The organism is Neoluteolibacter marinus (assembly GCF_014904755.1).
Classification (GTDB): domain Bacteria; phylum Verrucomicrobiota; class Verrucomicrobiia; order Verrucomicrobiales; family Akkermansiaceae; genus Haloferula; species Haloferula marina.
Genome location: NZ_JACZFQ010000009.1, coordinates 55,655 through 80,142, shown reverse-complemented (window position 1 = coordinate 80,142; position 24,488 = coordinate 55,655). Strand labels below are relative to the sequence as shown.

24 protein-coding genes are annotated in these 24,488 nt (G+C 65.4%); 4 read left to right on the top strand and 20 right to left on the bottom strand.

The genetic code is table 11. The annotated features are described in order from the left end of the window. Window positions 1-85: 85 nt before the first annotated feature. The 5 genes from IG178_RS02485 to IG178_RS02465 all read right to left on the bottom strand — a co-directional run bounded on the left by IG178_RS02485 (window position 86) and on the right by IG178_RS02465 (window position 5,695). The gene (locus IG178_RS02485; protein WP_193210915.1) at window positions 86-1,375 is read right to left on the bottom strand and encodes an aminopeptidase P N-terminal domain-containing protein; all 1,290 of its coding nucleotides are present in this window, start codon (window positions 1,373-1,375) and stop codon (window positions 86-88) included. 88 nt (window positions 1,376-1,463) lie between these two features. After that, window positions 1,464-2,126, bottom strand: coding sequence for a cupin domain-containing protein (locus IG178_RS02480; protein ID WP_193210914.1), 663 nt, complete (start codon window positions 2,124-2,126; stop codon window positions 1,464-1,466). Between the two features lie 3 nt (window positions 2,127-2,129). Beyond that, window positions 2,130-2,720 carry an RNA polymerase sigma factor gene (locus IG178_RS02475; protein ID WP_226894647.1) on the bottom strand — a complete coding sequence of 197 codons (591 nt, stop codon included), beginning with the start codon at window positions 2,718-2,720 and terminating at the stop codon, window positions 2,130-2,132. 33 nt (window positions 2,721-2,753) lie between these two features. Next, window positions 2,754-4,088 carry a tetratricopeptide repeat protein gene (locus tag IG178_RS02470; RefSeq protein ID WP_193210912.1) on the bottom strand — a complete coding sequence of 445 codons (1,335 nt, stop codon included), beginning with the start codon at window positions 4,086-4,088 and terminating at the stop codon, window positions 2,754-2,756. Window positions 4,089-4,177: 89 nt separating this feature from the next. Then, window positions 4,178-5,695 (bottom strand): DUF4331 domain-containing protein, encoded by a 1,518-nt coding sequence (locus IG178_RS02465; RefSeq protein ID WP_193210911.1) that lies wholly within the window; start codon window positions 5,693-5,695, stop codon window positions 4,178-4,180. A 181-nt stretch (window positions 5,696-5,876) separates the two neighbouring features. On the opposite strand from IG178_RS02465, the gene IG178_RS02460 reads away from it, so the two are divergent. Further along, the gene (locus tag IG178_RS02460; RefSeq protein ID WP_193210910.1) at window positions 5,877-7,184 is read left to right on the top strand and encodes an OmpP1/FadL family transporter; all 1,308 of its coding nucleotides are present in this window, start codon (window positions 5,877-5,879) and stop codon (window positions 7,182-7,184) included. Window positions 7,185-7,188: 4 nt separating this feature from the next. Here IG178_RS02460 and IG178_RS02455 read toward each other — a convergent pair whose 3' ends face one another. From IG178_RS02455 to IG178_RS02435, 5 genes are all read right to left on the bottom strand, one after another. Next, window positions 7,189-8,040 carry a class I SAM-dependent methyltransferase gene (locus IG178_RS02455; protein WP_193210909.1) on the bottom strand — a complete coding sequence of 284 codons (852 nt, stop codon included), beginning with the start codon at window positions 8,038-8,040 and terminating at the stop codon, window positions 7,189-7,191. 72 nt (window positions 8,041-8,112) lie between these two features. Continuing rightward, window positions 8,113-8,862, bottom strand: a complete 750-nt coding sequence (locus IG178_RS02450; protein WP_193210908.1) for a hypothetical protein — start codon at window positions 8,860-8,862, stop codon at window positions 8,113-8,115. An 85-nt stretch (window positions 8,863-8,947) separates the two neighbouring features. After that, the gene (gene recR / locus IG178_RS02445; RefSeq protein ID WP_193210907.1) at window positions 8,948-9,550 is read right to left on the bottom strand and encodes a recombination mediator RecR; all 603 of its coding nucleotides are present in this window, start codon (window positions 9,548-9,550) and stop codon (window positions 8,948-8,950) included. Between the two features lie 4 nt (window positions 9,551-9,554). Further along, window positions 9,555-9,989, bottom strand: a complete 435-nt coding sequence (locus tag IG178_RS02440; protein WP_193210906.1) for a hypothetical protein — start codon at window positions 9,987-9,989, stop codon at window positions 9,555-9,557. Between the two features lie 54 nt (window positions 9,990-10,043). Next, window positions 10,044-10,523 (bottom strand): peroxiredoxin, encoded by a 480-nt coding sequence (locus IG178_RS02435; protein ID WP_193210905.1) that lies wholly within the window; start codon window positions 10,521-10,523, stop codon window positions 10,044-10,046. 139 nt (window positions 10,524-10,662) lie between these two features. Here IG178_RS02435 and rpsU point away from each other — a divergent pair, with 139 nt between their 5' ends. Further along, a complete protein-coding gene (gene rpsU / locus IG178_RS02430; protein WP_226894646.1) occupies window positions 10,663-10,929 on the top strand; it encodes a 30S ribosomal protein S21 in 267 nt (88 codons plus the stop codon). Window positions 10,930-11,273: 344 nt separating this feature from the next. Here rpsU and fabF read toward each other — a convergent pair whose 3' ends face one another. The 8 genes from fabF to IG178_RS02390 form a co-directional block, all read right to left on the bottom strand. Next, the gene (gene fabF, locus IG178_RS02425; RefSeq protein WP_193210904.1) at window positions 11,274-12,521 is read right to left on the bottom strand and encodes a beta-ketoacyl-ACP synthase II; all 1,248 of its coding nucleotides are present in this window, start codon (window positions 12,519-12,521) and stop codon (window positions 11,274-11,276) included. Window positions 12,522-12,583: 62 nt separating this feature from the next. Further along, window positions 12,584-12,826 (bottom strand): hypothetical protein, encoded by a 243-nt coding sequence (locus IG178_RS02420; protein WP_193210903.1) that lies wholly within the window; start codon window positions 12,824-12,826, stop codon window positions 12,584-12,586. Next, complete coding sequence (locus tag IG178_RS02415; protein WP_193210902.1) at window positions 12,823-13,566, bottom strand: hypothetical protein; 744 nt, start codon at window positions 13,564-13,566, stop codon at window positions 12,823-12,825. The genes IG178_RS02420 and IG178_RS02415 overlap by 4 nt, the downstream gene beginning before the upstream one ends. Window positions 13,567-13,568: 2 nt before the next feature. Continuing rightward, window positions 13,569-14,033 carry an ExbD/TolR family protein gene (locus IG178_RS02410; protein ID WP_193210901.1) on the bottom strand — a complete coding sequence of 155 codons (465 nt, stop codon included), beginning with the start codon at window positions 14,031-14,033 and terminating at the stop codon, window positions 13,569-13,571. After that, window positions 14,030-14,725 carry a MotA/TolQ/ExbB proton channel family protein gene (locus tag IG178_RS02405; RefSeq protein WP_193210900.1) on the bottom strand — a complete coding sequence of 232 codons (696 nt, stop codon included), beginning with the start codon at window positions 14,723-14,725 and terminating at the stop codon, window positions 14,030-14,032. The genes IG178_RS02410 and IG178_RS02405 overlap by 4 nt, the downstream gene beginning before the upstream one ends. 77 nt (window positions 14,726-14,802) lie before the next feature. Continuing rightward, window positions 14,803-16,467, bottom strand: coding sequence for a glutamine--tRNA ligase/YqeY domain fusion protein (locus tag IG178_RS02400; protein WP_193210899.1), 1,665 nt, complete (start codon window positions 16,465-16,467; stop codon window positions 14,803-14,805). 60 nt (window positions 16,468-16,527) lie between these two features. Further along, window positions 16,528-17,859 (bottom strand): dipeptidase, encoded by a 1,332-nt coding sequence (locus IG178_RS02395; RefSeq protein WP_193210898.1) that lies wholly within the window; start codon window positions 17,857-17,859, stop codon window positions 16,528-16,530. Between the two features lie 43 nt (window positions 17,860-17,902). Continuing rightward, window positions 17,903-18,181 carry a hypothetical protein gene (locus tag IG178_RS02390; protein ID WP_193210897.1) on the bottom strand — a complete coding sequence of 93 codons (279 nt, stop codon included), beginning with the start codon at window positions 18,179-18,181 and terminating at the stop codon, window positions 17,903-17,905. A 53-nt stretch (window positions 18,182-18,234) separates the two neighbouring features. On the opposite strand from IG178_RS02390, the gene IG178_RS02385 reads away from it, so the two are divergent. Together IG178_RS02385 and IG178_RS02380 are read left to right on the top strand one after the other, a co-directional pair. Next, complete coding sequence (locus tag IG178_RS02385) at window positions 18,235-19,578, top strand: sulfatase family protein (RefSeq protein ID WP_193210896.1); 1,344 nt, start codon at window positions 18,235-18,237, stop codon at window positions 19,576-19,578. A gap of 60 nt (window positions 19,579-19,638) precedes the next feature. Continuing rightward, window positions 19,639-20,397 (top strand): methyltransferase domain-containing protein, encoded by a 759-nt coding sequence (locus IG178_RS02380; RefSeq protein ID WP_193210895.1) that lies wholly within the window; start codon window positions 19,639-19,641, stop codon window positions 20,395-20,397. Between the two features lie 19 nt (window positions 20,398-20,416). On the opposite strand, the gene IG178_RS02375 is transcribed toward IG178_RS02380, so the two are convergent. Both IG178_RS02375 and IG178_RS02370 read right to left on the bottom strand, forming a co-directional pair. Further along, the gene (locus IG178_RS02375; protein ID WP_193210894.1) at window positions 20,417-22,468 is read right to left on the bottom strand and encodes an AsmA family protein; all 2,052 of its coding nucleotides are present in this window, start codon (window positions 22,466-22,468) and stop codon (window positions 20,417-20,419) included. Between the two features lie 22 nt (window positions 22,469-22,490). After that, on the bottom strand, window positions 22,491-24,371 hold the full coding sequence (locus IG178_RS02370; RefSeq protein ID WP_193210893.1) for a formylglycine-generating enzyme family protein: 1,881 nt from the start codon (window positions 24,369-24,371) through the stop codon (window positions 22,491-22,493). Window positions 24,372-24,488: the final 117 nt, after the last annotated feature.

The following is a 24,488-nucleotide window of genomic DNA, read 5'->3' as shown; positions in this document are numbered from 1 at the left end:
GCACGCGAACGGCCGGCCGAAACGGGGCGGTTCGATGCCTTCTCCCGGCTAACTGCCGCCCCCGCACGCAACGTGCAACGTTGCGCTACTTGTTCATCAGCTCCTCGATCTCGTCGGCCTCGATCGGGATGTCCTTCATCAGGTCGAAGTTCGAATCCTTGCCGATCACCACGTCGTTCTCGATCCGCACGCCGAGGCCTTCCTCGCGGATGTAGATGCCGGGCTCGATGGTGAACACCATGCCCTCGGCGAAGGGCTCATGCGGCGGGGCGACATCGTGCACGTCGAGGCCCATGTGGTGGGAAGTACCATGCATGAAGTACTTCTTCACCAGCGCCTTGTCCGGCCCCTGTTCCTTCGCCTCCTTGGCGCCGATCAGGCCGAGGTTCACCAGTTCGGCTTCCATCAGCTCGATGACCTGCCTCTGGTACTCCATCGGGGTGTTCCCCGGCCGCAGGATCTCGTTGGCGCCGCGGAAAACGCGCAGCACCGAGTTGTAGACGTCGCGCTGGCGGGTCGTGAAGCGGCCGTTGACCGGGATCGTGCGGGTCAGGTCGGACGCGTAGCCGGCATACTCCGCGGCGACGTCGAGCAGCAGCATGTCGCCGTCCTGGCAGACGTCGTGGTTCTCGAGGTAGTGGAGCACGCAGGCGTTCTTCCCGCTGCCGATGATCGGCCCGTAGGCGAAACCGCGCGAGCCGCTGCGGACGAACTCATGCAGCAGCTCCGCCTCGACCTCCCACTCGCCGACCCCCGGCTTGACGAAGCCGAGCAGCCGGCGGAAGCCCGCCTCGGTGATCTTGCAGGCCTTCTGGATGATATCGACCTCCACCGGATCCTTGGTGATGCGCAGCCGGTGCATCAGCGGGGCGAGCCGCTCGTAGCGGTGCAGCGGGTAACGGGCCTGGCATTTCCTGATGAAGCGGTCGTTGGCGGTTTCCACCGTCACCGCCGCCCGCAGGTGCTCGTTGGTCGCGAGGTAGATGTGGTCGGCCTGCGGGACGAGCTGGTGCAACCAGCCGTCGAAGCCGTGCGACCACTCGATGTGCTCGATCCCCGTCGCCTTGCGCGCCTGCTCCTTGGTCAGCTTTTCACCTTCCCAGATCGCGATGTGCTCGCTGGTTTCCTTGAGGAAAAGAACCTCGCGCTGCTTGGGATCCTTGGCGTCGGGCATCAGGACGAGAACCGTGTCTTCCTGGTCGACGCCGGTGAGGTAGAACAGGTCGGCGTTCTGCTTGAAGGCCATCGTCCCGTCCGCGTTGGTCGGGTAGATGTCGTTGGCATGGACGATGACGATGCTGTTCGGTTTCAGCAGGGCGCGCAGCTTGTCGCGGTTGCGGACGAAGAGCTGCGGATCGATCGGTTCATAACGCATGGGCGCACTCCAGCGGATGCCCCGGCGGACGGCAACGCGATTTCCCCCGTCACGCCGATTCGTTGGAGATTTTCCCGGAATCGGCAAATCAGGACGGCTTTCTGCGCAAAGACCGCAACGAGCGGACCAAGCGGCCGTACGCGCCGATCGCGCGACGCGGATGATTGTCGCGGGCTGTCACCAGGATCGCCCGGCAACCCTGGTGCGAGACCGCCTTGTGGTGGCGGGTGCCGGGCGCCGCGCGCAGGTAATCGCCGGCGCGCAGGGTTCGGCCTTCGGTTTCAAGGTCGCCGCTGATCAGGAAGACTTCTTCCATCCCCTTGTGCGCATGGGGAAAGAAGACTCCGCCCGGATCCGCCTCCAACAGCACCATCGTGTGAGGCGCACCGGGGAGATCGGAAAGCACCTTGAGGCGCACCTTGCCGCCGGGCAGCGGCGTCCACTCGCCGTCCTGGTCGCCGATGAAGAAGTAACCGCCGCCCGGGGGCTCGGCCGCCTTCTCCCCGGAGATGCGGGCGAGGATGGCGGCCTTGGCGGACTCCGGCGCGGGCACGGGCGGATGGCTGGCTGCAGTCATGGTGGCGACGGTTTCATCGTAACCGAGCATGGCACGGACGGCCCGGCCGAGCGGGCACTCCCCGCAGTGTTCCATCGCGGCCTGGTCCGCGCCGTCGAGCGCGTCGAGCCCGGTCAGGGCGGCGAACTCGGCGGCAAGGTCCCGGGGGGAGGAGTTGTCGGGTGTGGCAGTCATCATTCAGTCGGTGATTGGATTTTCGCCCATCAAGTGCTTCACGCGGTCCATCGCCCGACGGATCCGGGACTTGATGGTTCCCAGAGGTTCGCTCAGTTGCGTCGCGATCTCGGTTTGCGTCCGGCCTTCGAAAAAGGCGAGATTGAGGGCAACCTGTTGATCCCGCGGCAAGCCCGTCATCGCCTTGCGCACCCGCTGCGCCACTTCCGCGGCGATCAAGGGGCTTTCGGGTGCTTCGGCATCGTCGTCCGTCACCGCGCGCTCCTCGGAGAACTTGCGGTGCAGTTCGTCGCCCCGCTGGCGCTTGCGCAGCCGGTCGATCGAAAGATTGCGGGTGAGGTGGATCATCCAGGCGGTGGCGGAGCCAAGCGAAGGATCGTAGCGGCCGGCGTTTTTCCAGATCGAGACGAAAGCATCCTGAAGAATCTCCTGCGCCTCCGCGTGATTGCGGCTGATCCCCAGCGCGATCCCGAACAAGGCCCCGGAGCAGAGGTCGTAAAGCTGTGAAAACGAGTCGGCGCAGCCCCCGCTGGCACGGATCAGCAATTGGTCGGGGGTGAGGTTCTCCTGACTCATCCGTGCTTCGGCGGGCATCATGGGGGCGCGGAGTGGAATTGAACACGGGATTTATCGCGAAGCCGCGGGCTCGACCGGCACTTCATGAACCACCGGGGTGGTCGTGCGCACCGACAGCTCCGTCAGCTTGGCCGCCGCTTCGGGAGCGTGGCGGGGATGGAACCGGGAATTCAGCTGCAGCGCACGGCCCAGATCACGGCGCGCCTCGGCGGTTTTTCCCAGCGCCGCCTCGATCATTCCCGCGTGGAAATAATAGAGCGAATCCGCGGTGTACCATTTCAAGGCCCGGCGGATTGCCACGAGGGCTTCCTCATGATTGCCCTTCTTGTACTGGCACCATGCAAGGGTGTCGAATGCGCCGATGTTCGGGAAGGATTCGCAGGCGGCCTTCGCTTCGACGAGGGCCAGGTCGAGGTCGCGATCGTGATCGGCGAGAAACAACGCGAGTTGGGCATTGCCCGGACCATGGCTGTGAACCTCGCCGCCGTGATGGTGGCTCGAGGGCTTGTGGAAATCGATGACCCGCTCGATCTGCTTCCCTGCGGCCTCGAGATCGCCCGTGACAAGGTAGAGATCGGCGAGCGCCGCGAGGGCGTCGTGCGTCGGGGTGACTTCGATTGACTTGCGATAGGCATCGATCGCCTCCGGCCACTTCTTCTGCGCCGCGAGAATGCGACCGTGGGCCGCCAACACCCGCGGGTTCCGCGGAGCAGCAATCAGGGCCAGGTCAATTTGCTGGGCGGCGGGCAGGATCGCTCCGTCGTGGAAATGCATCACGGCCAGCTCGGCCCGGCACCACGCGACATTTTCCGCGAAGGGCCCGCCGGCATCGATCGCCCGCTGCATCGTCAGGCGCGCCCGGCCGGACTGGCCGAGCAACCACTGCAGGTGCGCGGCCCGGCTGTAGCTGGCCAGGTCCGCCCGCAGGTCGAGCGCCTTCTGCGAGTATCCCAGGGCGGCATCGTAGTCCCCCAGTTCGACCGCACCGTCGCTCATCAGGCAATAGGCATCCTGCAGCCCGGGATCGGCGGCGAGCGCCTTCTCCGCCCACTCCTTGCCCGCGCTGAAATCGTGTTCGGAATTCTTGACCCACGCCATCCCGATCAAGGCTTCGGGCTGCTTCGGATCGATCGCCAGTGCCTTTTCGTAGGCCGCGCCGGCCGCGGTGAAATCATGCTCCACGCGGTCGCGCGCTTGCTGCATGCGGAGATTGCCGAGACGGATCCAGGCACCTGCTCCGTTCGCGACACCGGCATCAGGAGCCTCATGCGAATCACCGGATTCAGGGACCGCATCGCCATTGGAAGGCTCTTGCGAGAGGTGGGCATAGCCCACGCCGACCCAGAAATAGGTTCCGGTAAAGACGAGGCGGAAAAAGGGATGCATGATGGAAAATGGTTGGAGGGGAGAAATCCCGGGGCTGACGGACTCCGGGGGAGTTTTGGGTTTGTCGCCACCGTCAGCCCCGGAAGGATTCAGGGACCGGTGCGCTGGCTCACCGTGGGGCCCGCGTGAGGGGTGCCAAGATACGGGAAGACCCGGTTGTAGAGCTGGTCGTTGGTCGCGACGTTGTCGCCGACCACCGTGATCGAAGCGTAGGCCGGGCCGCTGGCGACCGCGGTCAACGCGATGTCGACGACGTCGTCACCGGGACGGCGGCCGTTCGGCCAGCCTCCGGTATCACCGCCGATGAAGCTCAGGCGGCTGTAGCCTTCCTGGCCGGGCAGAAGCACCGGTCCCGTCGTGGTGTCGACGCGCAGCACGTCCGGCAGATACACCGCCGCGAGATCGGTGCGGCCGCTGATGGCAAGCGGTCCGTCGCCTTCAGGGTCGGCGAACAGCACCGCATTGATCAAGAACGCCACCTCCGGATTCTCGGCATAGGTGCGGTAGTCCTCGTCGTTTTCCGGCAAGGTCATGTTGTACCTGTCCTTGTCCCGCAGCGAGACCAGCACCTCGTTGAAGAGAGGATTGCCCATCCGGTTCACTTGCACCCAACTGCCACGGCTCGATGGCACCCGGTGGCTGGACCGGGTGGTCTTGGACTTGCGGCTGACCGAGGCATAGACGCCGACTCCCTGACGCTGGCCGAGAAAGGGATTCTGGAAGGCCACCGGATCGAGCTGATCGAGCGGGATCTGGACGCCGTAGGTGAGCACGTTGAATCCCTTGAACCCATCGACTCCGCCGCCGTCCTGGCCAAGGCCATCGGCACCGTTGCCGTTGTTGTCGATGATCCGCGGATCGAGGAAATCAAAGATCCCGGGGGTGTCGGCATAGAAACCGTCCTCACGCGGGCCGGCCCAGGTCACGATGCCACTGTGCACCGGACTGATCGCTTGCATGGTCAGCGTGTCGAGTCCCGCGAGGTCCACGGCTCCCGAAACGGCGAGCCCGGTTTCCGGATCGTTGTAGGCGGGCGTCGTCCTGACACCGACATTGGGCGGGGAAACCGGCAAGTCGTCCGCTTCGAAGACATCGCGGAGTTTCGAATACCGCCCCTTGCCCGCCACTTTCCTGGCCGTGAAACGATAGGTCTGGGTGAAATTCTGATTGTCGTCGCCGATGTTCATGATCGGCCCCACCCCGGTGCCGCGGCCGTAGGAGAGGATGGTGTCCGGATTCTTCACGTCGGTCACCGAGGAGAACTCGAAGTCGAACTGCTGGATCGGCACGCCGGTGTTCGGGTCGGTGATATGGATGCTGTAAAGCGCGTCGTCGGCGAAGCGTTCGTAAATCACGCCGTCGCCGGGATCGGAGAAGGGTCGCACCGAGACCACGACGTTGAGTACGTTCACCGAAGGGTCGTCATATCGGGTGCCCAAGAAGGCATAAACGTCGGTCAAGTTCGCCTGCGGGTCCTGCTTGATGAGCGGGGCGTCGCTGTGGCTCGCCGCGGTCAGGCAGGTGACAGGTGCAAAGGCGGCACAGGCGGCGATCAGGGCGGCGCGGCGGCCCGGATGCCGTCGTGGAAGTTGGTTTGTGATTTTCATGATGCGGTTCGTTCAATGGTCCGGGCCGCTCCCCGGATCTGCAGGGGGAAGCCCTCTCAAAGCAGGCAACGCCCGCGGTCCGATTCCGGATGCATCTTTTACGGAACTTTCCGCAACACCCCTGATGAAGGGTACTCGACAGACCCCGCGCGGCTCGGGGAAGGTGCCGATGAAATCCCGGATGCGACTTTCCTCTCTCAACCCCGCGGTGGCCATCGGCTTGCTGCTCCCGGCAGCCGGCAACGGCGTTCTGAGATATGGTTTCGGAGCGGCCGACAGCGGCGCTGCCGGGGCCTTTTCAGGCACCGCGGCTGACGCGATGAGCGCGATGCAGACCAATCCCGCCGCTCTGGCAGCCCTGACCGGAAACGAATGGACTCTCGGCCTCCGCGCGATCCACGGCGAGGCGGACTATAACCACGGCGGCCGCTCTTATGAAATGAGCCGGACCGGTGCCGTGCCGGAAATGGCGGTCGCTTGGCGCGATGGTCACAGCCGCTGGACCTTCGGGCTCTCCTTCGCCGCGCTGTCCGCCTTGGAAGGTCAATGGAACTACCCGGACGTCCCCGGCGGGATCGGCGGGGTAACTTATGGAACGGTGCCCCACGAAAGCGGCTTCCTCGCCCTGCGCACCAATCTCGGCGCGGCGATTTCCCTGAGCGAAACCCTCTCGCTGGGAGCCAGCATCGGCGCGATCTACAGCGAGGTGGACTTCGACGCGCCGTTCATCTTCCAGAGCAATCCCGCGCTGGCCGGGGCCAAGGTCGACCTCGACATGACCACCGACGGCTGGGCGATGATGCCGGAAGCCGGCCTGCTGTGGCGACCCGACCCGTGCTGGAGCTTCGGGATGCGCGCCCGCCCGCGGGTCGAACTCGACAACGACGGCGATGCCTTCGCCGACTACTCGGCGCAACTCCCGCCGCTCGGGCTCGCCGGCACACCGCCCTACGCCCGCTACGACGCGACCACCCACAACGCGCTGCCCTTCATCGCCGGCTTCGGGGCCTCCTGGCAGGCGAGCGGGCGCCTGAAGATCGGCCTGTGGGCGGATTGGATCCAGTGGAGCAAGGCTTTCGACCAGCTCGACGTCGCGCTGTCCGGCGGGACCAATCCGGCCATCAACGGCGCGATCGGATCCGCCGTCGCCGACCGGGTTCCGGTCGGCTGGAAGGACCGCTGGGTGCTGGCCCTCGGCGCGGAGTATGAGATTTCCAGTAGCTGGACCGTCCGTGCCGGCTGGCGCTATGGCGAATCCCCCGCTCCCGACGCGCTGATCACCCCGCTCAACGTCCCGCTGCCGGAGCACGCCGTGGCACTGGGCCTCGGTTGGCGGACCGGCGACTGGCGCTTCGACCTGGGCTACGAACTCCAGTTCGGCCCCGCGGCCAATGCCGCCGCCAGCGGCTATCGCGCCGGCGAGTATTCCAACAGCCGCACCGAACTCACCGTCCAATCGCTCGCGCTCGGGATGACCCGGCGATTCTAACCGGTCACGACAGTTTCACGCAGGAGATCGCGAGGAATACGGGGAATTCCTTCACCGCGCGGTTCTCGCCCTTCGCCCGCGGTCCCGGTTGGGAGCGGCGGTGGCTGAACAATTCCTCGCACACGGTGATCGCCAGCCCGGCCTGGCCGAACGCGCTCAGCACCTCGCCGACCGGCCGGTGGTAGAAGGTGGTGGTGTCTCCCCCGCCCTGGCCCGGGTGGGTGACGATGGGGATTTCCTGCGGGACGCCGTAGCGGTCGACGCGGCGGAACTGCAGCTTGCGGCCCTCGTCCCAGCCCCAGTGCGCTTGCTGCGGGATGCGGAAACAGGGGTGCATGAAGATCGCGACGAAGCGCCCGCCCGGCTTCAAGGCGGCGGCCGTCTGACGGGCCATCGCCGGCAAGTCGGGGACGTCGTGGACCGCCATGATGCAGGCGGCGGCATCGTGCGAGCCGTCGGCCCACGGTCCCGGCGCACAGGCATCGGCGACGACCAGGCTGACCCGCTTGTCGCCGCGGAACCGCGCGCCGGCGGACTCGATCAGTTTCGGGCTGGCATCCACGCCCGTCACCGCCGCGACCTTGGACTCCAGCAGCAGCGGGATCAGCACGCCCTGCCCGCAGCACAGGTCGAGGACCTTCTCCCCCGGAGCCGGGGCAAGCAGTCGCATTGCGGCGGGCAGGATGACATTGCGGTGGTAGTCCGATCCCTTGTCGCCGACGAGCTTGTCGTACCAACCGGCCACCTGGTCCCAGCCCTGCTCGCCGCGAGGCGCGCGCTTGGCAGCGGGTGGACCGGAGCGTTTCCAGGTTTTCTTGGCCTGGAAATCCTTGGGTTTGCGGGAAGGACGAGACATTGGCGGCGGATTTCAAAGTGCCATACTGGAATTTGCGATCACCGATTTGAGATTCTCATCCGGCCGGGCCTCTCATTCTTGATCAGCCGCAGGGAGGAGACGCTTCCGCCTCGAACGCTCTGCAGCTTCAACTACGAGAGCCGAGCGGATCTCCTGAGATTCCACCGAATCCACCATTTGCTGCAACTGAGCATCACTAATCTGAGGTCTCCCCAGCAGCCGCTCTTCGGAAATCAGGCGAGCCGTTTCCCTGATATCTCTCTCCACGGGGGAGTGCTCCATTGAGACAAGAAAGTGGCCGATTTCCTCCGTGGGATAGTAGGTGAGCGCGGCACGAATCAGCGAGCTGCGGTCCTTACCGGAGGGAAACTGTTCCAACGCATACGCATGAATCGAGAGATCCTCGGAGGCATTGAGGCATCCGAGTCTCAGCAGCGCAATCCGGCTCTCGGCCGTGGGTTCGGAGGATTCAATGAGCTCGAGAATCTGCGGTCCGAAGGCTCGCCCGTAGGGCGGGATCATTTCATTTAACAAATCACTTCTCGCCAAAGCACTGGTTAGCGATTGGTAGTGCGTCAGGTAGTCATTGAAGGATGCTGTCTGCTCATGAATACGTTTCAGTCGACCTCTGGATTCATGCGACCGGCTGGAGGTGGGCAACATGGAAGCGTCCGTCGCATCGCCCCTAGCGCTCTTCGAATTCCTGCTCCATGCGTCTTCGTAGTTCCCCATACTCGGAACAAAACATTGCTGCCTTATCAGTAATGAAAGAGCAACGAGCAGCAGGATGATCGCAGAAAGGCGGTAGGTTCTCCGGCTCATGGAGTTATCAAACCAGACTACCCGCGAGATGAGAGTCGTCAATCTCGCCCAAATTCCCCGCTCCACGAGAGTCCCCGCTGTCCTCTCACAGAATTCCCCGGCGACCTTCCAAGGCGCGGGCGAGGGTCAGGGCATCGGCGTGCTCGAGTCCACCGCCGGCCGGCAGGCCTTGGGCGATGCGGGTGATGGTACACTTCCCGCGCAACAGGCCGGCAAGGTAGTTGGCCGTCGCCTCGCCCTCGACATCCGAGCCGGGTGCGAGGATCACCTCGGGAACGTTCTCCGCCTCGATCCGCCGCAGCAGCGAACCGATGCGGAGGTCTTCGGGCGTCACGTTGTCGAGCGGCGACAGCTTGCCGCCGAGGCAGTGGTATCGGCCTTTGAAAACGCCGGAACGTTCCAGCGGCAGGACATCGGTGGCCTGTTCGACCACGCACAGCACCGGCTCCCGCGAGGCATCGGAGCAAATCGCACAACGCTCCGCGGTGGCGAAAAACCCGCAGGTCGGGCAGGCGACCACCTCGGCCTTCGCCCGCTCGAGCGCGGCTGCCAGGGCGAGCGGGTCGGCCTTGGCGTTCTGCAGCAGCCAGATCGCCATCCGCTCGGCGCTGCGCGGACCGACGCCAGGCAGGTGGCGGAGTTCCTCAACCAAGACGCCGACGGACTCGGGATATTCGATGCGTGCCATGCTGCTATTCCTCCCGTTCGCCGGGTTCCTGGTGGCGGGTCGCGTAGATCATCGACCACAAGCCGCACCAGACCAGCGCGAACAGCGGCGTGGTGATCGTCGGCCGGAATCCGGCGAGGGCAAGGACCGGCACCCAGCCGAGGGTTAGCACCAGGGTGGTGGCCCACAGCACCGCGCGCCGCCAGTTGAGCCGCGACCCGAGCATGCCGGCCGCCAGCCCGATGACCACGGGCACCGTCCACAGCCACGGCACGTAGCCGGGAAGCTTCTCGAAGGTCCCGCCCAGCTTGCTGGATGAAATCCAATCCATGACCATCTGGTCGAACTTCCGCGAGAACCCCAGCACCTCGAGCACGATCCCCAGCACCAGCGACATGCCGCCGATCGAAAGCACGGCGGCACCGGGGTGGGCGGGGGGTTTCGGAGTCTTCTTCGGCATCGGTCGGTGGGCGGAGACTAGCGGCACCGCCGCTGAAAGCTCAATAGGATTGAATCAATCCCGGCCGTCCAGCGCCTGGTGAAGCAGCTCCAAATGGGCATCCGGCGAGACCTTTTCCAGGACCGCCTCGATCCGCCCGTCCGCCCCGATCACGAAGGTGCTGCGCTCCGTGCCCATGTATTTCTTCCCGTACAACGACTTCTCCACCCACACCCCGTAGGCCTCGACGATGACCTTGTCCTCGTCGGCGATCAGCGGGTAGCTCAGGTTGTACTTGGTGATGAACTTGCGGTGCCGTTTCACCGGATCGATGCTCACCCCGAAGATCTTCGCTCTGGTTTTCAACGAGTCCCATCCATCCCGCAGGGCACAGGCCTGCTTGGTGCAGCCCGGGGTGTCGTCTTTCGGGTAGAAAACCAGCACGACCCGCTCGCCGCGCAGGTCGCCGAGCGACAGCATCGCCTCCTCGCCATATCCCTCCCCGGTCACCGGCGCGGTGAAGTCGGGGGCCGTTTGTCCGATTTCTGGCTTCATCGGGGGCGAAACTGACTGAGTCTGATCGAGGTGCAAGCCTCCCGACGGCCCGAGAAATTCGCCAACTCCCGGATTGACAAGTGGCCGGTCCCGCCTCAGCTTCCGCGCCCCGACTTTAGGAAAACAAGATTCTGACCGAATGAGCGACCGTAGCATGCGTGGAGTGACATTGAAAAAGGGCGAACCGGTTGACCGCGCCCTCAAGCGTCTCAAGACCAAACTGGATACCGAGGGCATCCTCGAGGAAATGCGCCGCCGCCGCGCGTTCGAATCCACCACGGCCCGCAAGATCCGCAAGGCTCGCACCGCCCCGAAGCGCCACAAGGTGCGCTGGCGCTACACCAGCCCGGCCCAGTCCGCCAAGGCGGAAGAGGCTGCCGCTGCCGCCGCTGCCAACCGCGATTAAGATTTTCCTCTTTCCGAAGTCGATTTCAGGACGGACGCCCCGCAAGGGCGTCCGTTTTGGTTTTCAGGGGAGGCGCCCCCCCGATGGCCCGCGGCGCAGCCGCCCTTGGACTGCTGCGATGATTCGCAGCTCTCTCGAATAATAGGTGAGGCAGACTGCTCACCCGGCTGTCGGCGACCCTCCTGGCTCTCTTCCTCCCCGCAGTCGGCAGCAAGCCCGCCCATCCACTCGAAAGCGGCGAATCATCGCCGCAGTCCGAAGGCCTGCGGCTTTCATGTTTCGGATCGCATCGGACCACAAGTGGCCACGCCCAATGACCTGCGGCGCAGCCGACGTTGGACAGATCACCCGAACCGCTTCACCAGCAGCGAGGCGTTGTGGCCCCCGAAGCCGAAGCTGTTGCTGAGGGCGACGTCCACCTTGGCTTCGCGCGCGGTGTTCGGAACGACATCGAGGTCGCACTCCGGATCCTGGTCGTCGACGTTGATGGTCGGCGGAACGACGCCGTCGACAATCGACATCACCGAGGCGATTAGCTCGATGCCGCCGGCAGCCCCGAGCATGTGGCCGGTCATCGACTTCGTCGAACTGACCATCAAGCCGCTCTTGGCGTGGTCGCCGAAGGCCAGCTTGATCGCCTTGGTCTCGGCAATGTCACCGAGCCCGGTCGAAGTGGCGTGGGCGTTGAGATACTGGACATCCTCCGCGTTCAGCTTGGCGTGCTTGAGGGCCATGCCGATCGCGTAGGCCGGGCCCGATCCATCGGGCGACGGGGCGCTGAGGTGATAGGCATCGGCGCTCACGCCATACCCGACCAGCTCCGCGTAGATCTTCGCGCCACGCGCCTTGGCGTGCTCGAGTTCCTCGATCATCACCACGCCGGCACCTTCGCCCATCACGAAGCCGTCGCGGTTCTTGTCGAAGGGACGCGAGGCCTTCTCCGGCTCGTCGTTGCGGGTGCTGAGCGCCTTCATGTTGGCAAACCCGGCCAGGCCCATCGGCAGGATGGTCGACTCGGCACCGCCGGCGAGGAAGGCGTCGGCGTCGCCGAATTTGATCATCCGCCAGGCTTCGCCGATGTTGTGGTTCGACGTCGCGCAAGCGGTGACGATCACCATGTTCGGGCCGTGGAGGCCGTATTCCATCGAGATGATGCCGCTGGCGATGTTGGAGATCATCATCGGGATCGTGAACGGTGACACCCGCTTCGGACCCTTGGTGAGGCAGACCTCGTGCTCACGCTCGAGGGTGCCGAGACCGCCGATGCCGCTGCCGACCATCACGCCGAAGCGGCGCGAATCGATCTTCGAAACATCCACCCCGCTGTCTTCGATCGCCATCTTCGAGGCCGCCACGGCGAACTGGACGTAGCGGTCGGCCCGGCGGGCGTCCTTGGGCAGCTTGAAGTACTGGTCGGCGGAAAAGTCCTTCACCTCACCGGCGATCTTGCACTCGTAGGGCTCGGGATCGAGCAGGCTGATGCGGCCGATCCCGCTGCGGCCGGACTTCATGCCTTCCCAAGTGGATTCCAGGTCCAGCCCGAGCGGGCTGACGCAACCGATGCCGGTGATGACGACTCTTCTTTCGCTCATGATTGTCAGGAGGTGACGGGGATTTCTGGCTGCTTAGAGGCTGCCGGGATGAGAGGCAAGCCTCATCCAAGGCTCCGGTTGCGGCCGCGGACGTTCTGCGCGCCGCAATGGGGACACTGGAAAATACGATCGCGCGTTTCGTCTTCCACCACGAACAGGCACAGGCGGCAGGTCACCTTGCGGCGCAGCGAGCGCCGCTCCGCATTGGCGTTCGACCAGCGGGAGATCCACGAGAAGAACACCACGAGGATCATCGAGGCCCCGATGCTCCACGCCGCCAGTTCGGTGAGGGTGAGCTCGATCATGATGCCTTGGAAATTTCCACTGCGGTCCAACCGCCGGCGGGGTCGCCCTTCTCGATTTTCACCGCCCGCAGCCACGCCTCGACACCGGCGTCTTCCGCGGGGTTGGCTGCAAACAGCGTGACGACCCGCGACACCCTTCCGGCGGCATCGTAGGCGAGCAAATAGCGGTTGCCGCGCGCCAGGCCGGCCGGGGGCAAGGCGGCGGGCGCCAGGGCCCGGATCTCACCCTCCGCCAGCACCAAGGGGATCGACGGATCCGGCAAGGGCGGATTCTGCGACGGCGGCCGCAACGCGGGCAATGCCGGCAGCATGCCCGGGGAATCGCTCACGGCGACGGATGCGACGGGCGCCGGCATCTCCACCTCGACCGGCCTCAAGCTCGGTTGATAGGCGTAGGCCGAGGGCACCGCGTCGGCCATCGCCAGGTCGATGATCGCCTTCACCGACGCTTCGGTCGCGGGATCCGCCCGGCGCGGCAAGGGACCGGCTTCGACCGCCATCATTTCCAGAGCCTGCCACTCCGCCCCGTCGGGCAATAGCACCAGGGAACCGCGCCGCTCCGGCTGGCGGGTGACATTGCCCACCCGGACCCGCACCGTTGCCGCCAGTCCCGCGGTGATCAAGGCGACCACCGCGATCGCGGAGAGAAAACCGAGATTGCTGCCGACCGACAGCCGCCACTGGAACACCAGCCCGTGCTGGCGGTCGCGATGGGTGCGCTTGGAGCGGAGGCCGAACATGGTCAGTCGGTGGCTTCAGGCTCATCCCGACTCCCCTCGGGCCGGCCCAGCAGGTAAACCCGCAGGCCCTTCTGCAGGGCGATCTCGGCCACTTCCCGCTGGATCTCGACCGGCACCCCCTTGTCCACCCGCAACAACACCGTCGTCGCCGGGGAGGTATCGCTGCTGCGCCGGGCGTCGAGCCTTTCGGCGAGCTCGCCGAGCGTGACCTGCTCGTGCTCCAGCCAGTAGGTCGGGGGATCAAACTCGCTGACGCCGCGCGGCCCGTCGTCCCGCACCGTCACCACGGTCTCGAAGGCCTGGCGCTCCAGTTGGAAGCGCGACACCGGAAGTTCCACCGCCACGCCCGACTGGCTGACGAAGGACGGGCCGAGCAGGAAGAACACCAGCAGCAGCGCGAACAGATTGAACGCGGGCACCACGAACAGGAATCCCGGCCGTTCCGGCAACGTGGATTCCAGCTTCATTTTTTCCGCTCCTCGCGCCGCTGGGCCTCCAGTTCGTCGCGCATCGACACGATTCCGGTGTCGGCGCGGGCGTCGCAGATCATGTTCACCATCTCGATCCCGGTGCGCTCGATCCGGTGGAACAGCCGCTTGGTCCGGCCGAGGAAATACAGGTAAAACAGGTAGGCCGGGATCGCGATGGTCAGGCCGACCGCCGTGGTGACCAGCGCGGTCAGGACCCCCGAGGTCAGCTCGGCGGGACCGGCGTAGCCACCGCGTTCGCTCATGCTCTGGAAGGTCTCCGCCAGCCCCAGCACCGTGCCCAGCATCCCGGTGAGGGGAGCCAGCACGGCCACGGCGAGGATCCCGCGCAGGTTCTTCTCGATCCGCGGGACCTCGAGCTGGCCGGCCTCCTGGGCGATGTCGCGCAGGTCGGGGCGCTCCATCGAGTGGCGCAACAGCACCGAGTGGGCGACGCGCGCCACCGGCCCCGGTGCCCGCGCGGCCTCGTGCATGGCCTCGGCATAGGCCTTGCGGCGGACGTGATTGGACAGCCCGACCAGCAGGTCGCCGACATTGATGCGGGCGCGATGGAAGAAGAACAGCCGCTCGACCACGAACACGGCGCCGAAGAAAGCGAGCGCCGCCTGAAGCCAGAGGATCGGGCCGCCATTCTCAAGCAGGCCCGATGGATCGAGGAAGTCGGTTGGCATGTCGGGTTCTTATAAACCGATCCGAACGATCTGGCCAGTCCGATGAAAGACCGCGCCGGATTGCTCCGTGGACGCGCCTACTTCCAGGAATCCCGGAGCGCGACGGTCCGGTTGAAGACCAGGTGAACCCCGGGCCGGTGGTCCTTCTGGTCCGCCACGAAGTAGCCGAGCCGCTCGAATTGGCAGGAAAACTCCGGTTCCACCCCGGCCAGTTCCGGTTCCACGTAGGCGCGGACCTTGGTCAGGGAGTCCGGGTTGATCACCGTCACGAAGCCGCCTTCGGCATCGTCCGGATCCGCCTCCGTGAACAGCCGGTCGTACAGCCGGACCTCGGCGTCCACGCCGTGCTCGACGCTGACCCAGTGGATCGCCGCCTTGCACTTGACGCCTTCCGGGGCATCGGCGCCCTTGGTGCCCGGCAGGTACTCGCAGTGAACCTCGGTGATCCGGCCTTCGGCGTCCTTGTTGAAGCCGGTGCAGTGGACGATGTAGCCGCCGCGCAGCCGGACGTAGCGGCCGGGCCCGAGGCGGAAGTATTTCTTCTCCGGCTCCTCCTGGAAATCATCGCGCTCGATCCACACCTCGCGGGACAGCTTCAAGGTTCGGGTTCCCATCGCGGGATCCTTCGGGTGGTTGTCGATCTCGACCTCCTCGCTCTCCCCGGCCGGCCAGTTCTCGATCACCAGCTTGAGCGGGTCGAGCACCGCCATACGGCGCGGTACGACCGTATTGAGATGATCCCTGACGTCGAACTCGAGCAGCGCCACGTCGGTGGTGCCATTGTATTTCGTGATCCCGATACGCTGGCAGAAGTGGCGGATCGCGGCGGCCGGGTAACCGCGGCGGCGGAGCCCCGACAGCGTGGGCATGCGCGGGTCGTCCCAACCCTCGACCAGGCCTTCCTTCACCAGTTGCAGCAGCTTGCGCTTGCTCATCACCGTGTAGGTCAGGTTTAGCCGGGCGAACTCGATCTGGCGCGGCTTGGCGGGCACCGGGCAGTGCTCAATGACCCAGTCGTAAAGCGGCCGGTGGATCTCGAATTCCAGCGTGCACAGCGAGTGGGTGATCTTTTCCACCGCGTCCTCCAGCGGATGGGCGTAGTCGTACATCGGATAGATGCACCACGCGTCGCCGGTGTTGTGGTGGTGGGCGTGCATGATCCGGTAGATCACCGGGTCGCGCAGGTTCATGTTGGGCGACGCCATGTCGATCTTGGCGCGCAGCACCGCCTCGCCTTCCTTGAACTCGCCGGCGCGCATGCGCGTGAAGAGGTCGAGGTTCTCCTCTGGCGGCGTATCGCGGTAGGGCGACTCCTTGCCGGGAACGGTCAGGTTGCCGCGGGTTTCCTTGATCTGCTCGGCGGTCTGGCGATCCACGTAGGCCAGGCCCTTGTTGATCAGCGCGACCGCGCACTCGTAGAAGAACTCGAAGTAGTCGCTGGCAAAGAACAGGTTCTCGCCCCAGTCGAAGCCGAGCCACTTGACGTCCGACTTGATGCTTTCGACGTACTCGGTCTCTTCCTTGGCCGGATTGGTGTCGTCGAAGCGCAGATGGCAGCGCGCGCCGCTGGCCGCGTTCTCCCGGGCGATCCCGAAGTTGAGGCAAATCGCCTTGGCATGGCCGATGTGCAGGTAGCCGTTCGGCTCCGGCGGGAAGCGCGTGATGGTCGTGGCGTGTTTGCCGGAAGCGAGGTCCGCGGCGATGATCTCGCGGATGAAGTCGGTCTTGGGAGTGTCGGACATGGACGTGGAAAAGATCGAACCGCGGCAGGACGGCGGCCGCGGAGGGGAACGCGGGCTCGATTATTTGGCAAGTTCCTCCAGCAGGGCCTGGTTCAGCCTAATCCCGGATTCGAAGTTTTCGACCGGGAAGTTCTCGTCCGGCGAGTGGATCTGGGCATCGGCCAGGGCCAGCCCCAACAGCAGGGTGTCGGCCCCGAGGATGTCGCGGAACGCCTGGACGATCGGAATGCTGCCACCCTCGCGGATCATCACCGGTTCGGCATCGAACGCCGCCTTGAGCGCACGCCGGGCGGCCAGTCCGTACGGACCATTCGGGTCCGCGTGGTAGGGCTTGCCGTCGTGCCCGCCCTCATAGAGCAGCGACACTCCGGGCGGGCAGTGCTTGTCGAAGTGGGCCTGCACCTTCTTCATGATATCCGCCGGATCCTGGTCGGGCACCAGGCGGAACGAGAATTTCGCGAAGGCCTCGGCCGGAAGCACGGTTTTCGAGCCCTCGCCCTGGTAGCCGCCACCGATCCCGTTCACTTCCGCAGTCGGCCGCGCCCAGGTCCTTTCGGCCGAGCTGTAGCCCGCTTCCCCGAACAGGTTGAGCGAGCCGGTGACCTTGACGAAATCCTCGTCGGATACTCCCGGCACCTTCGCCCACATCTCGCGCTCCCAGTCCTCGAGCGGCCGCACGTCGTCGTAGAAGCCCTCGACCAGCACCTTGCCTTCCTCGTCATGGAGGCTGGCGATCAGGTGCGCGATCGCGGTCGCCGGATTGGCCACCGCCCCGCCGAACAGCCCCGAGTGCAAATCGCGGGCCGGGCCGCGCAGGGTGACCTCGCAGCAGGCGATGCCGCGCAGGCCGTAGCCGAGCGTCGGCACGCCGGGCGCGACCATGCCGGTGTCGGAGATCGCGATGACATCGCATTTCAAAAGCTCCCGGTTCGCTTCAAGGAAGGGCGCGAGGTTCGGGCTGCCGATCTCCTCCTCGCCCTCGAACAGGAAGGTCAGGTTGACCGGCAGCTCGCCCTTCTCCTTCAGGGTCTTCTCGACTCCGAGGATGTGCGACAGCATCTGGCCCTTGTTGTCGGTGGCGCCGCGCGCCCAGATCTTGCCATCGCGGATCTCCGGCTCGAAGGGTGGCGTCGTCCACAGGTGAAGCGGATCGACCGGCTGGACGTCGTAGTGTCCGTAAATCAGCACCGTCTTGCGGCCGGGCTTGTGCTCGTTGCGGGCCACCACCACCGGATGGCGCTCGGTCGGATGGAGCGTCGTTTCCAGCCCCATGCCCGTGAGTTTCTCCACCAGCCACTCGGCGCAGGCGCGGACGTCGCCGGCGTGCTTCGAGTCCGTGGAAATGCTGGGAAAGCGCAGAAAAGTGAACAGATCCTCGAGCTCCGGCGTCATGCCGGCCATCCAATCGCTGCCCTCCCCCACCCGCAAGGCGAATTCACTCGCGGTCGCGCTCCTCGCGGATCACCGCGAGGGCGTCATACAGCGCGAACATCACCACGAAGACCGCCAGGAAGGCGACGCCGCCCCACCAGATGATGAAGCGCCACAGGCTGTCATCGAGCCAGTCGTCGATCCCCCACAGCCCGATCGCGAACACCGCGAGCAGCAGCGCCACGCTCCGCCCCATCGCCTGCCGGCGCATCCCGCGGTCCTGCAGGATGCTGCGGGCCAGCCCCTTGTGGGCGGTCCAGTCGGAAACGGGCTTCTTGCTCATGAAGGAACGTTGTCCGATCAACGGTAGATTCGCAAGACCTCGCCCGACCACCCATGAAGTCCTTCCTGACCCTCCTCCTCGTCATTGCCACCGCGACGGGCCGCGAAAGGCCGTTGAACATCCTGATGCTCTACGCCGACGACTGGCGCCACGACACCCTCGGCTGCGCCGGCAACCCGGTGGTGCAGACCCCGGTGCTCGACCGCCTGGCGAGCGAGGGCATCCGCTTCACGCACAACTGCGTCACCACCGCCATCTGCGGGGTCAGCCGCGCCTCGCTGTTCACCGGCCAGTGGATGTCGCGCCACGGCAACCGCGGCTTCGCCCCGTTCAAGACCCCGTGGGCCGAAACCTATCCCGGCCTGCTGCGCGCCAACGGCTACTTCACCGGTCATGTCGGCAAGTGGCACAACGGCAAGTTCCCCGCCGGCAACTTCGACTTCGGCCGCGCCTACTCCGGGACCCACTGGATCCCGCAAAAGGACGGCGGCAAGATCCACGTCACCCGCAAGAACCAGGCCGACGCCCTCGACTTCCTCCGCCAGCGCCCCGCGGACCGGCCGTTCTGCCTGACCGTCGCCTTCTTCGCCACCCACGCCGAGGATGCCAACCCGCTGCAGTTTCTCCCGCAGCCGGAAAGCCTGTCGCTCTACCGGGACATCACGGTGCCGGTGCCGCCCAACGCCACCAACGCCTCGTTCCGCCGCCTGCCGCCCTTCCTTGCCAACGAGAAGAACGAGGGCCGGAAGCGCTGGCACTGGCGCTTCGACACGCCGGAGAAATACCAGTCGATGATGAAGAACTACTACCGCCTCGCCAGCGAGGTCGACGCGACCTGCGGGGTGATCCTCGCCGAGTTGAAGGAGCAGGGCGTGCTCGACGACACCCTAGTCGTCTTCACCACCGACAACGGCTACTACCACGCCGAACACGGCCTCGCCGACAAGTGGTATCCCCACCAGGAAAGCATCCGCGTCCCGCTGATCGTCCGCGACCCGCGCCTGCCGGAAAAATCCCACGGCGCCACCGACGGCCACTTCACCCTCAACGTCGATCTCGCCCCCACCCTCCTCGCCGCCGCCGGGATCCCCGCGCCAGCGACCATGCAGGGCCGCGACCTCGCGCCGCTCTACCTCGCCGCCATCCCGCCGGACTGGCGCAGCGAGTTCTACTACGAACATCCGACCATCCGCGACACCAGCTTCATCCCGTCGTCCGAAGCCCTCATCCGCAAGGACTGGAAGTATTTCAACTGGCCCGACTTCGGCCGCGAGCAGCTGTTCGACCTTGCCGCCGACCCGCGCGAGGAAAACGACCTCGCCGGCGACCCCGGACAATCCGGCCGCCTCGCGGAAATGCGCGGCCGCCTGCTGGAACTGAAGGCCGCCGCGCGCTGACCGTTGAGCGGGGAGATGGCGGGCATCGCCAGACGGACAGGCGGCTGATAGACTGTTCGCGTGACCGACCCCGACTCAAAAAGCCGCTTCTCCGACCGGGTTCAAAACTACGTCCGCTACCGCCCCGGCTATCCCGCCGGGGTGGTGGATATCCTGAAGCGGGAGGTCCCGCTCGACGACGACTCGCTGGTCGTCGACGTCGGGTCCGGCACCGGCATTTCGTCGGCCATGTTTCTCGAAGCCGGCTTTGCCGTCGCCGGCGTCGAGCCGAACCCGCCGATGCGCGAAGCCGCCGAGCGCTTGCTCGCCAAGTACGATCGCTTCCGGAGCATCGACGGCAGCGCCGCGGCGACCACCCTCGACGACGCCTGCGCCAGGCTGATTGTCGCCGCCCAGGCCTTCCATTGGTTCGCGAACGACGACACCCGCGCGGAGTTCAGCCGCATCCTCCGTCGCGACGGCAAGATCGCCATTATCTGGAACGAGCGTCTGCTGGATGCCGACGATTTCCACCGCGACTACGAAGCCCTCCTCGAGCGCTTCGGCACCGACTACGCCAGCATCCGGCATGAGAACACCGGCGAACAGGTCCTCACCGGCTTCTTCCGCGGCTCCTTCGACTGCCACGCCTTCGACAACGCGCAGCACTTCGACCTCGCCGGACTCGAGGGCCGCCTGCTGTCGTCGTCCTACACCCCCGCCCCCGGCGACCCCGACCACCAGCCGATGCTCGCGGCGCTCCACGACCTGTTCTCCCGTCACGCCATCGGCGGCCAGGTGACCATCCGCTACCGGACCCGGGTTTATCTCGGGCGCTGATCGCGGCCCGCCGCACCGGTCAAGGCGCCGCTTCGGCGACGGCTCGCATGAATTGGCGGGGCGCGCCTGCAACGGGCAACGCGGTTTCGAACGAGCGGTATTCCCAGCCTTCCGGCAAGGGCGCGGCATCGGGTGCAGGTTCGAAACCGGACGTCTCCGTGACCGTAACGTCAAAATCCGAGAGCCCGGTCGATGCCTGGATGCGGTAGACAATACCATCGACCGGAGCGGAAACCATCTCATTGCCGATCTGCGAGAAGACCGCACCGGAACGCACCGGCAGAATGTAGCGGAAAGTCTCATCGACCGGGGTCGCGAAGGGCCCGCCTTCGTTCGACGGATCCCCGGGATCACCGGCAAAGGCAAACTCGCCGAGGTTGTCGAGCGCACCGTGGTCGGGGTTCGCGCCGGTCGCATAGTCCGCGGGGCCCGAGAGATCCGCGAATTGTCCGATCCAGTTCAAATAAGGGTCGCTGCCGGTGACCAGCAGGAAGCCGGTGCCGGTGATGGCCGCGCTGGTGTGCTCCGCGCCGGATCCCTCCGCGCCCCAGATCCCGGGTGGCTTGGCCGCACCGTCGATGACCAGCGCCTGGACCGCGTTCACCTTGGTGTGGGACAACTTGAGGTTCGCCCCTGCGGCGATCCGCACGGTGGTCGCGGCGTCGAGGCTCGCCTTGGTCAAGGTCAGCGTCCCTTCATCGACGAAGGTCTCGCCGTTCCATGCCGTCGCGCCCCGGTAGGTGTGCTGGGCGGCGCCGACCTTGTGGAAGTGGAGCAATGTTCCGTCGGCCTGGGTGATGGCGCCGGTGAAGCTGCCGCCCCCGACGCGCAGGGTCGACTCGCCGCCCCCCATCGCTTGCACCGTCCCGGTGCCGGTGACGCTGCCGAGGTTCACGTCCGAATTCTCGATCTGCAGCGTGTTGCTACCACCGATGCTCCACGTCGCGCTGGCGCTGCCGGCGGTGTCGGAGGCGAGACGAACGGTCCGGCTGCCGAGATCACCGACGATCCCCATTGCCCCGGTGAAGCCCGAGTTGTCGCCGGCGAGCACGATGTAGTTCAACGAGGCGGCACTCGCCTCGTTCTTGATCGCGAGGTTCGAACTGCCTGTGATCGGGGCGGTGATGCGGTGCAAGGTTTCCACCGGGGCTCCGGCCGGACCGTTGGGGGTACCGATCTCCGAGGAGAGCAGGAGGGTGCTCGCAGCAGTCACCGCGATCGATCCACCGAGCGTGCTGGTGTTGGAATCGGCGGTGCCACTGGCTCCGATCGTCTGGATCCCCCACCCCGAGGCGTGCAGGGTGCCTCCGCCGAGGGTCACCGCCGCCTCCCACCGCAGATTCTGCTCGGAGCGCGAGGAATTGTATGGGATCACCACGGATCCCGCCCCGATCTGGATCGCCAAGCTCGACGGAACCGTCATCACCGGATCATGCGGATCGGTTCCCAGCCAACGGGTGCCAGGGGAAATGCTGAGGGTCGAGTTGTTCAAGACGAAGGACCCGTTGCTGATCGACATGTCCGACGGATTATTCCCGCTGAGCCGGACGGCGGTGTTCTCGACCGTGACCGTGAATCCGCCCAAGTCGATGTAGTTGGGAATCAGGCGCGCAACTTCATCATATCGCGGCGCGCCGTTGATCACGATCGAACCGCCTTTTCCTGCCACCGATTTCCAGCTCTGGTTCGCCGTGCAGCGGAGGTCGGTGGACAAGCCGATCGAGTTGTTGGCCGCTGTCGTCTTCGCGCTCTCGATGCCATTGGCACCGAGGGCCAGCTCGGTGATCACCGCGTTCGGCGCGGAAATCTGGCAAGGCTTGGAAGCAAAGCCGTCCAACTTGATCCCCGCCCAGGCGAGATCGGTCGAAATGGCAGGGACCCCGGTGCTGGTGAAATAGAAGTCCCAGACCGCAATGTCCGAAGCACCCGGCGCGGCGGCCGGGGCACCGATCCACGAACTGGCCAGACCGAGGTCCAGCACGTTGTTCGCCTTGGAAATGTTGGCCCCTTGCAGCGCGTTGCTGCCGGCGGCGAAAACGAGGGGCAACAGGAGGTGACGGGAGCCTTTCATCGGGAAGTGGTGGGATGGCGGCCTACTCGGCGGCAGTGCGGGCGATGCGGAAGCCGAAATCATAGCCCCCCTGTAGGAATGGCACATAGCGCTCCCGGGTCCCCGAGCGCAACCACCTGCCGGTATTCAACCACGAGCCGCCGCGAATCGCGCGATAAGTGCCCCGCGGGTGTCCGCGAGGATCCACCAAAAGGTCGCCGGTGAACTGGGTGATCAAGTCGGCGTTGAAAGGGTCCCAGCACCATTCGGCGACGTTGCCGTGCATGTCGTGCAGGCCGAAGGCGTTGGCGAGCTTTTGCCCGACCGGCCGGGTGGCGGCCCCGTTGCGCCAGTACCACGCGACCTCATTCACGTTCGGATCGAGGGGATTTGCATTGGGGTCGTCGAAGTTCTTGTCGTAGACGAAGGAAAGGTTCTTGCCGTTGTTGAGGGCCGTCACCGTGCCAGCCCGGCAGGCGAATTCCCATTCGGCCTCGGTCGGCAGGCGGTAACCGTCGGCTTCCCAGTCGCAGATGATCGCCGAAATATCGTTGTCGAGGTCTTCCAACTCTTGTTCTCGGAATACTTGCACCGCAAAGCCGTTGGCCTCGTTGAGCCGGACACGATAGCAGGGTTCCAAGCCATCCATCTCGCTCTTGGCATTGAGCCAGCGGATGGTGTGGTACCAACTCACCCCGGAGACCGGTTGGGACCCGACCGGCTGGCCGTCTCCTCCCGGTTCCGACGGTGCCTGGTCGCTGGCACTTCCACCCTCTTCAACCGGAAGGTAGCGGCCGCCGCATTGCCCCATCTCCACCTGGGTCGGCACCTCGTCGATCGTGATCGTCTTGTAGCCCAGCGTCGGATACCCGTTCACCCGTGCCCAGTCGCGGACGGCGTTCCATTCCGCATAGGTGGTCTCGAACTGCTTGATGAAAAAGCCCCGGGTCAGGATCACCTCGTGGCGCTTGTCCTCGAGTCCGGAGTGCCCCAGCTCGTTGAGCGGACTACCTTGGGTGAAGATCGCTGCAGGTATGTAGGAGTAGCCCGCCGGCGGGGTGACCTGCGCGGGATAGGAGGCGAGAAAAAAGCCCTTGTCCTTTGCCGGCAGGAAGTAGTCCACCTCGACCGAGTTCGAATCGAGGCTACCGGGCACCACTTGCGAGCGGAACCCCCGTCCGTTCCAGCGGATGAGATCAACGCTGTTCTGGACGGCGAATAGATTCGGAACGCCGAGATTGTGGCGGACCCGGAACCGCGTCTCACCGCCCTCCATGACCGGAACGAGAAGACCCGCCGGCACCGGATCGAGCGGCGAGATTCCCATCATCCAGCAGGTGTCGAGCCGTTGCCCGTTGGGAGCCATGGTCCCATCTCCGGTGATGCCGTAGGCGGACTTGAAAGCGTCGAACGACTGCGCCGCGGCGGCGAGCGGCTGGAAGTGAACCTCCGCGACCCGGCCGGCATCCTCGCCATCGTAAGCGGCCGTGGTTTTCTGGTAAGTCCAGCGGACCCTGTGCTCGCCGTGAGGGATGACCACCTCCATCGGGATCCAAACTTCACCCGTGCCGGAGATCCCGCCGACATTCACCGTGGCACCGATCTGGGTGACGTCGCAGGTCAACCATCCGTCGTTTTCCAACGAGGAAATGAACCACTGGAAAGTCAAGATCCCCGGTCCGTTCAAGGTCAGCTCCGCGGTCGAGGTCGCACCGGCCACGAAGGGGGAACCGCTCAGGATGCAGTTCGCACCGTCCGGACCTTCCTCGTCGAGAGGATACCAGGGGTCGGTCGGAGTGATGGTCTCGCTCTCGATCGGTCCGGCGGTGCCGGCGAAGTCCCCGAGCTCGTTGGCCCGGAGGATGCCAACTGCCAGCAGGGAGAAAAGCAGGACGGCGGGACGTGATGGGAAACTGAAATGCATGGGGATCGTTCGGGATTCGAAGGAGCGCCGTGACGGGGGAAATCCGGCCTATAGCCCGTACAGCCTTCGATCGCGAACTGAATCCGAGGGACTTAAGTAGATGTCCGCAATCGCCGC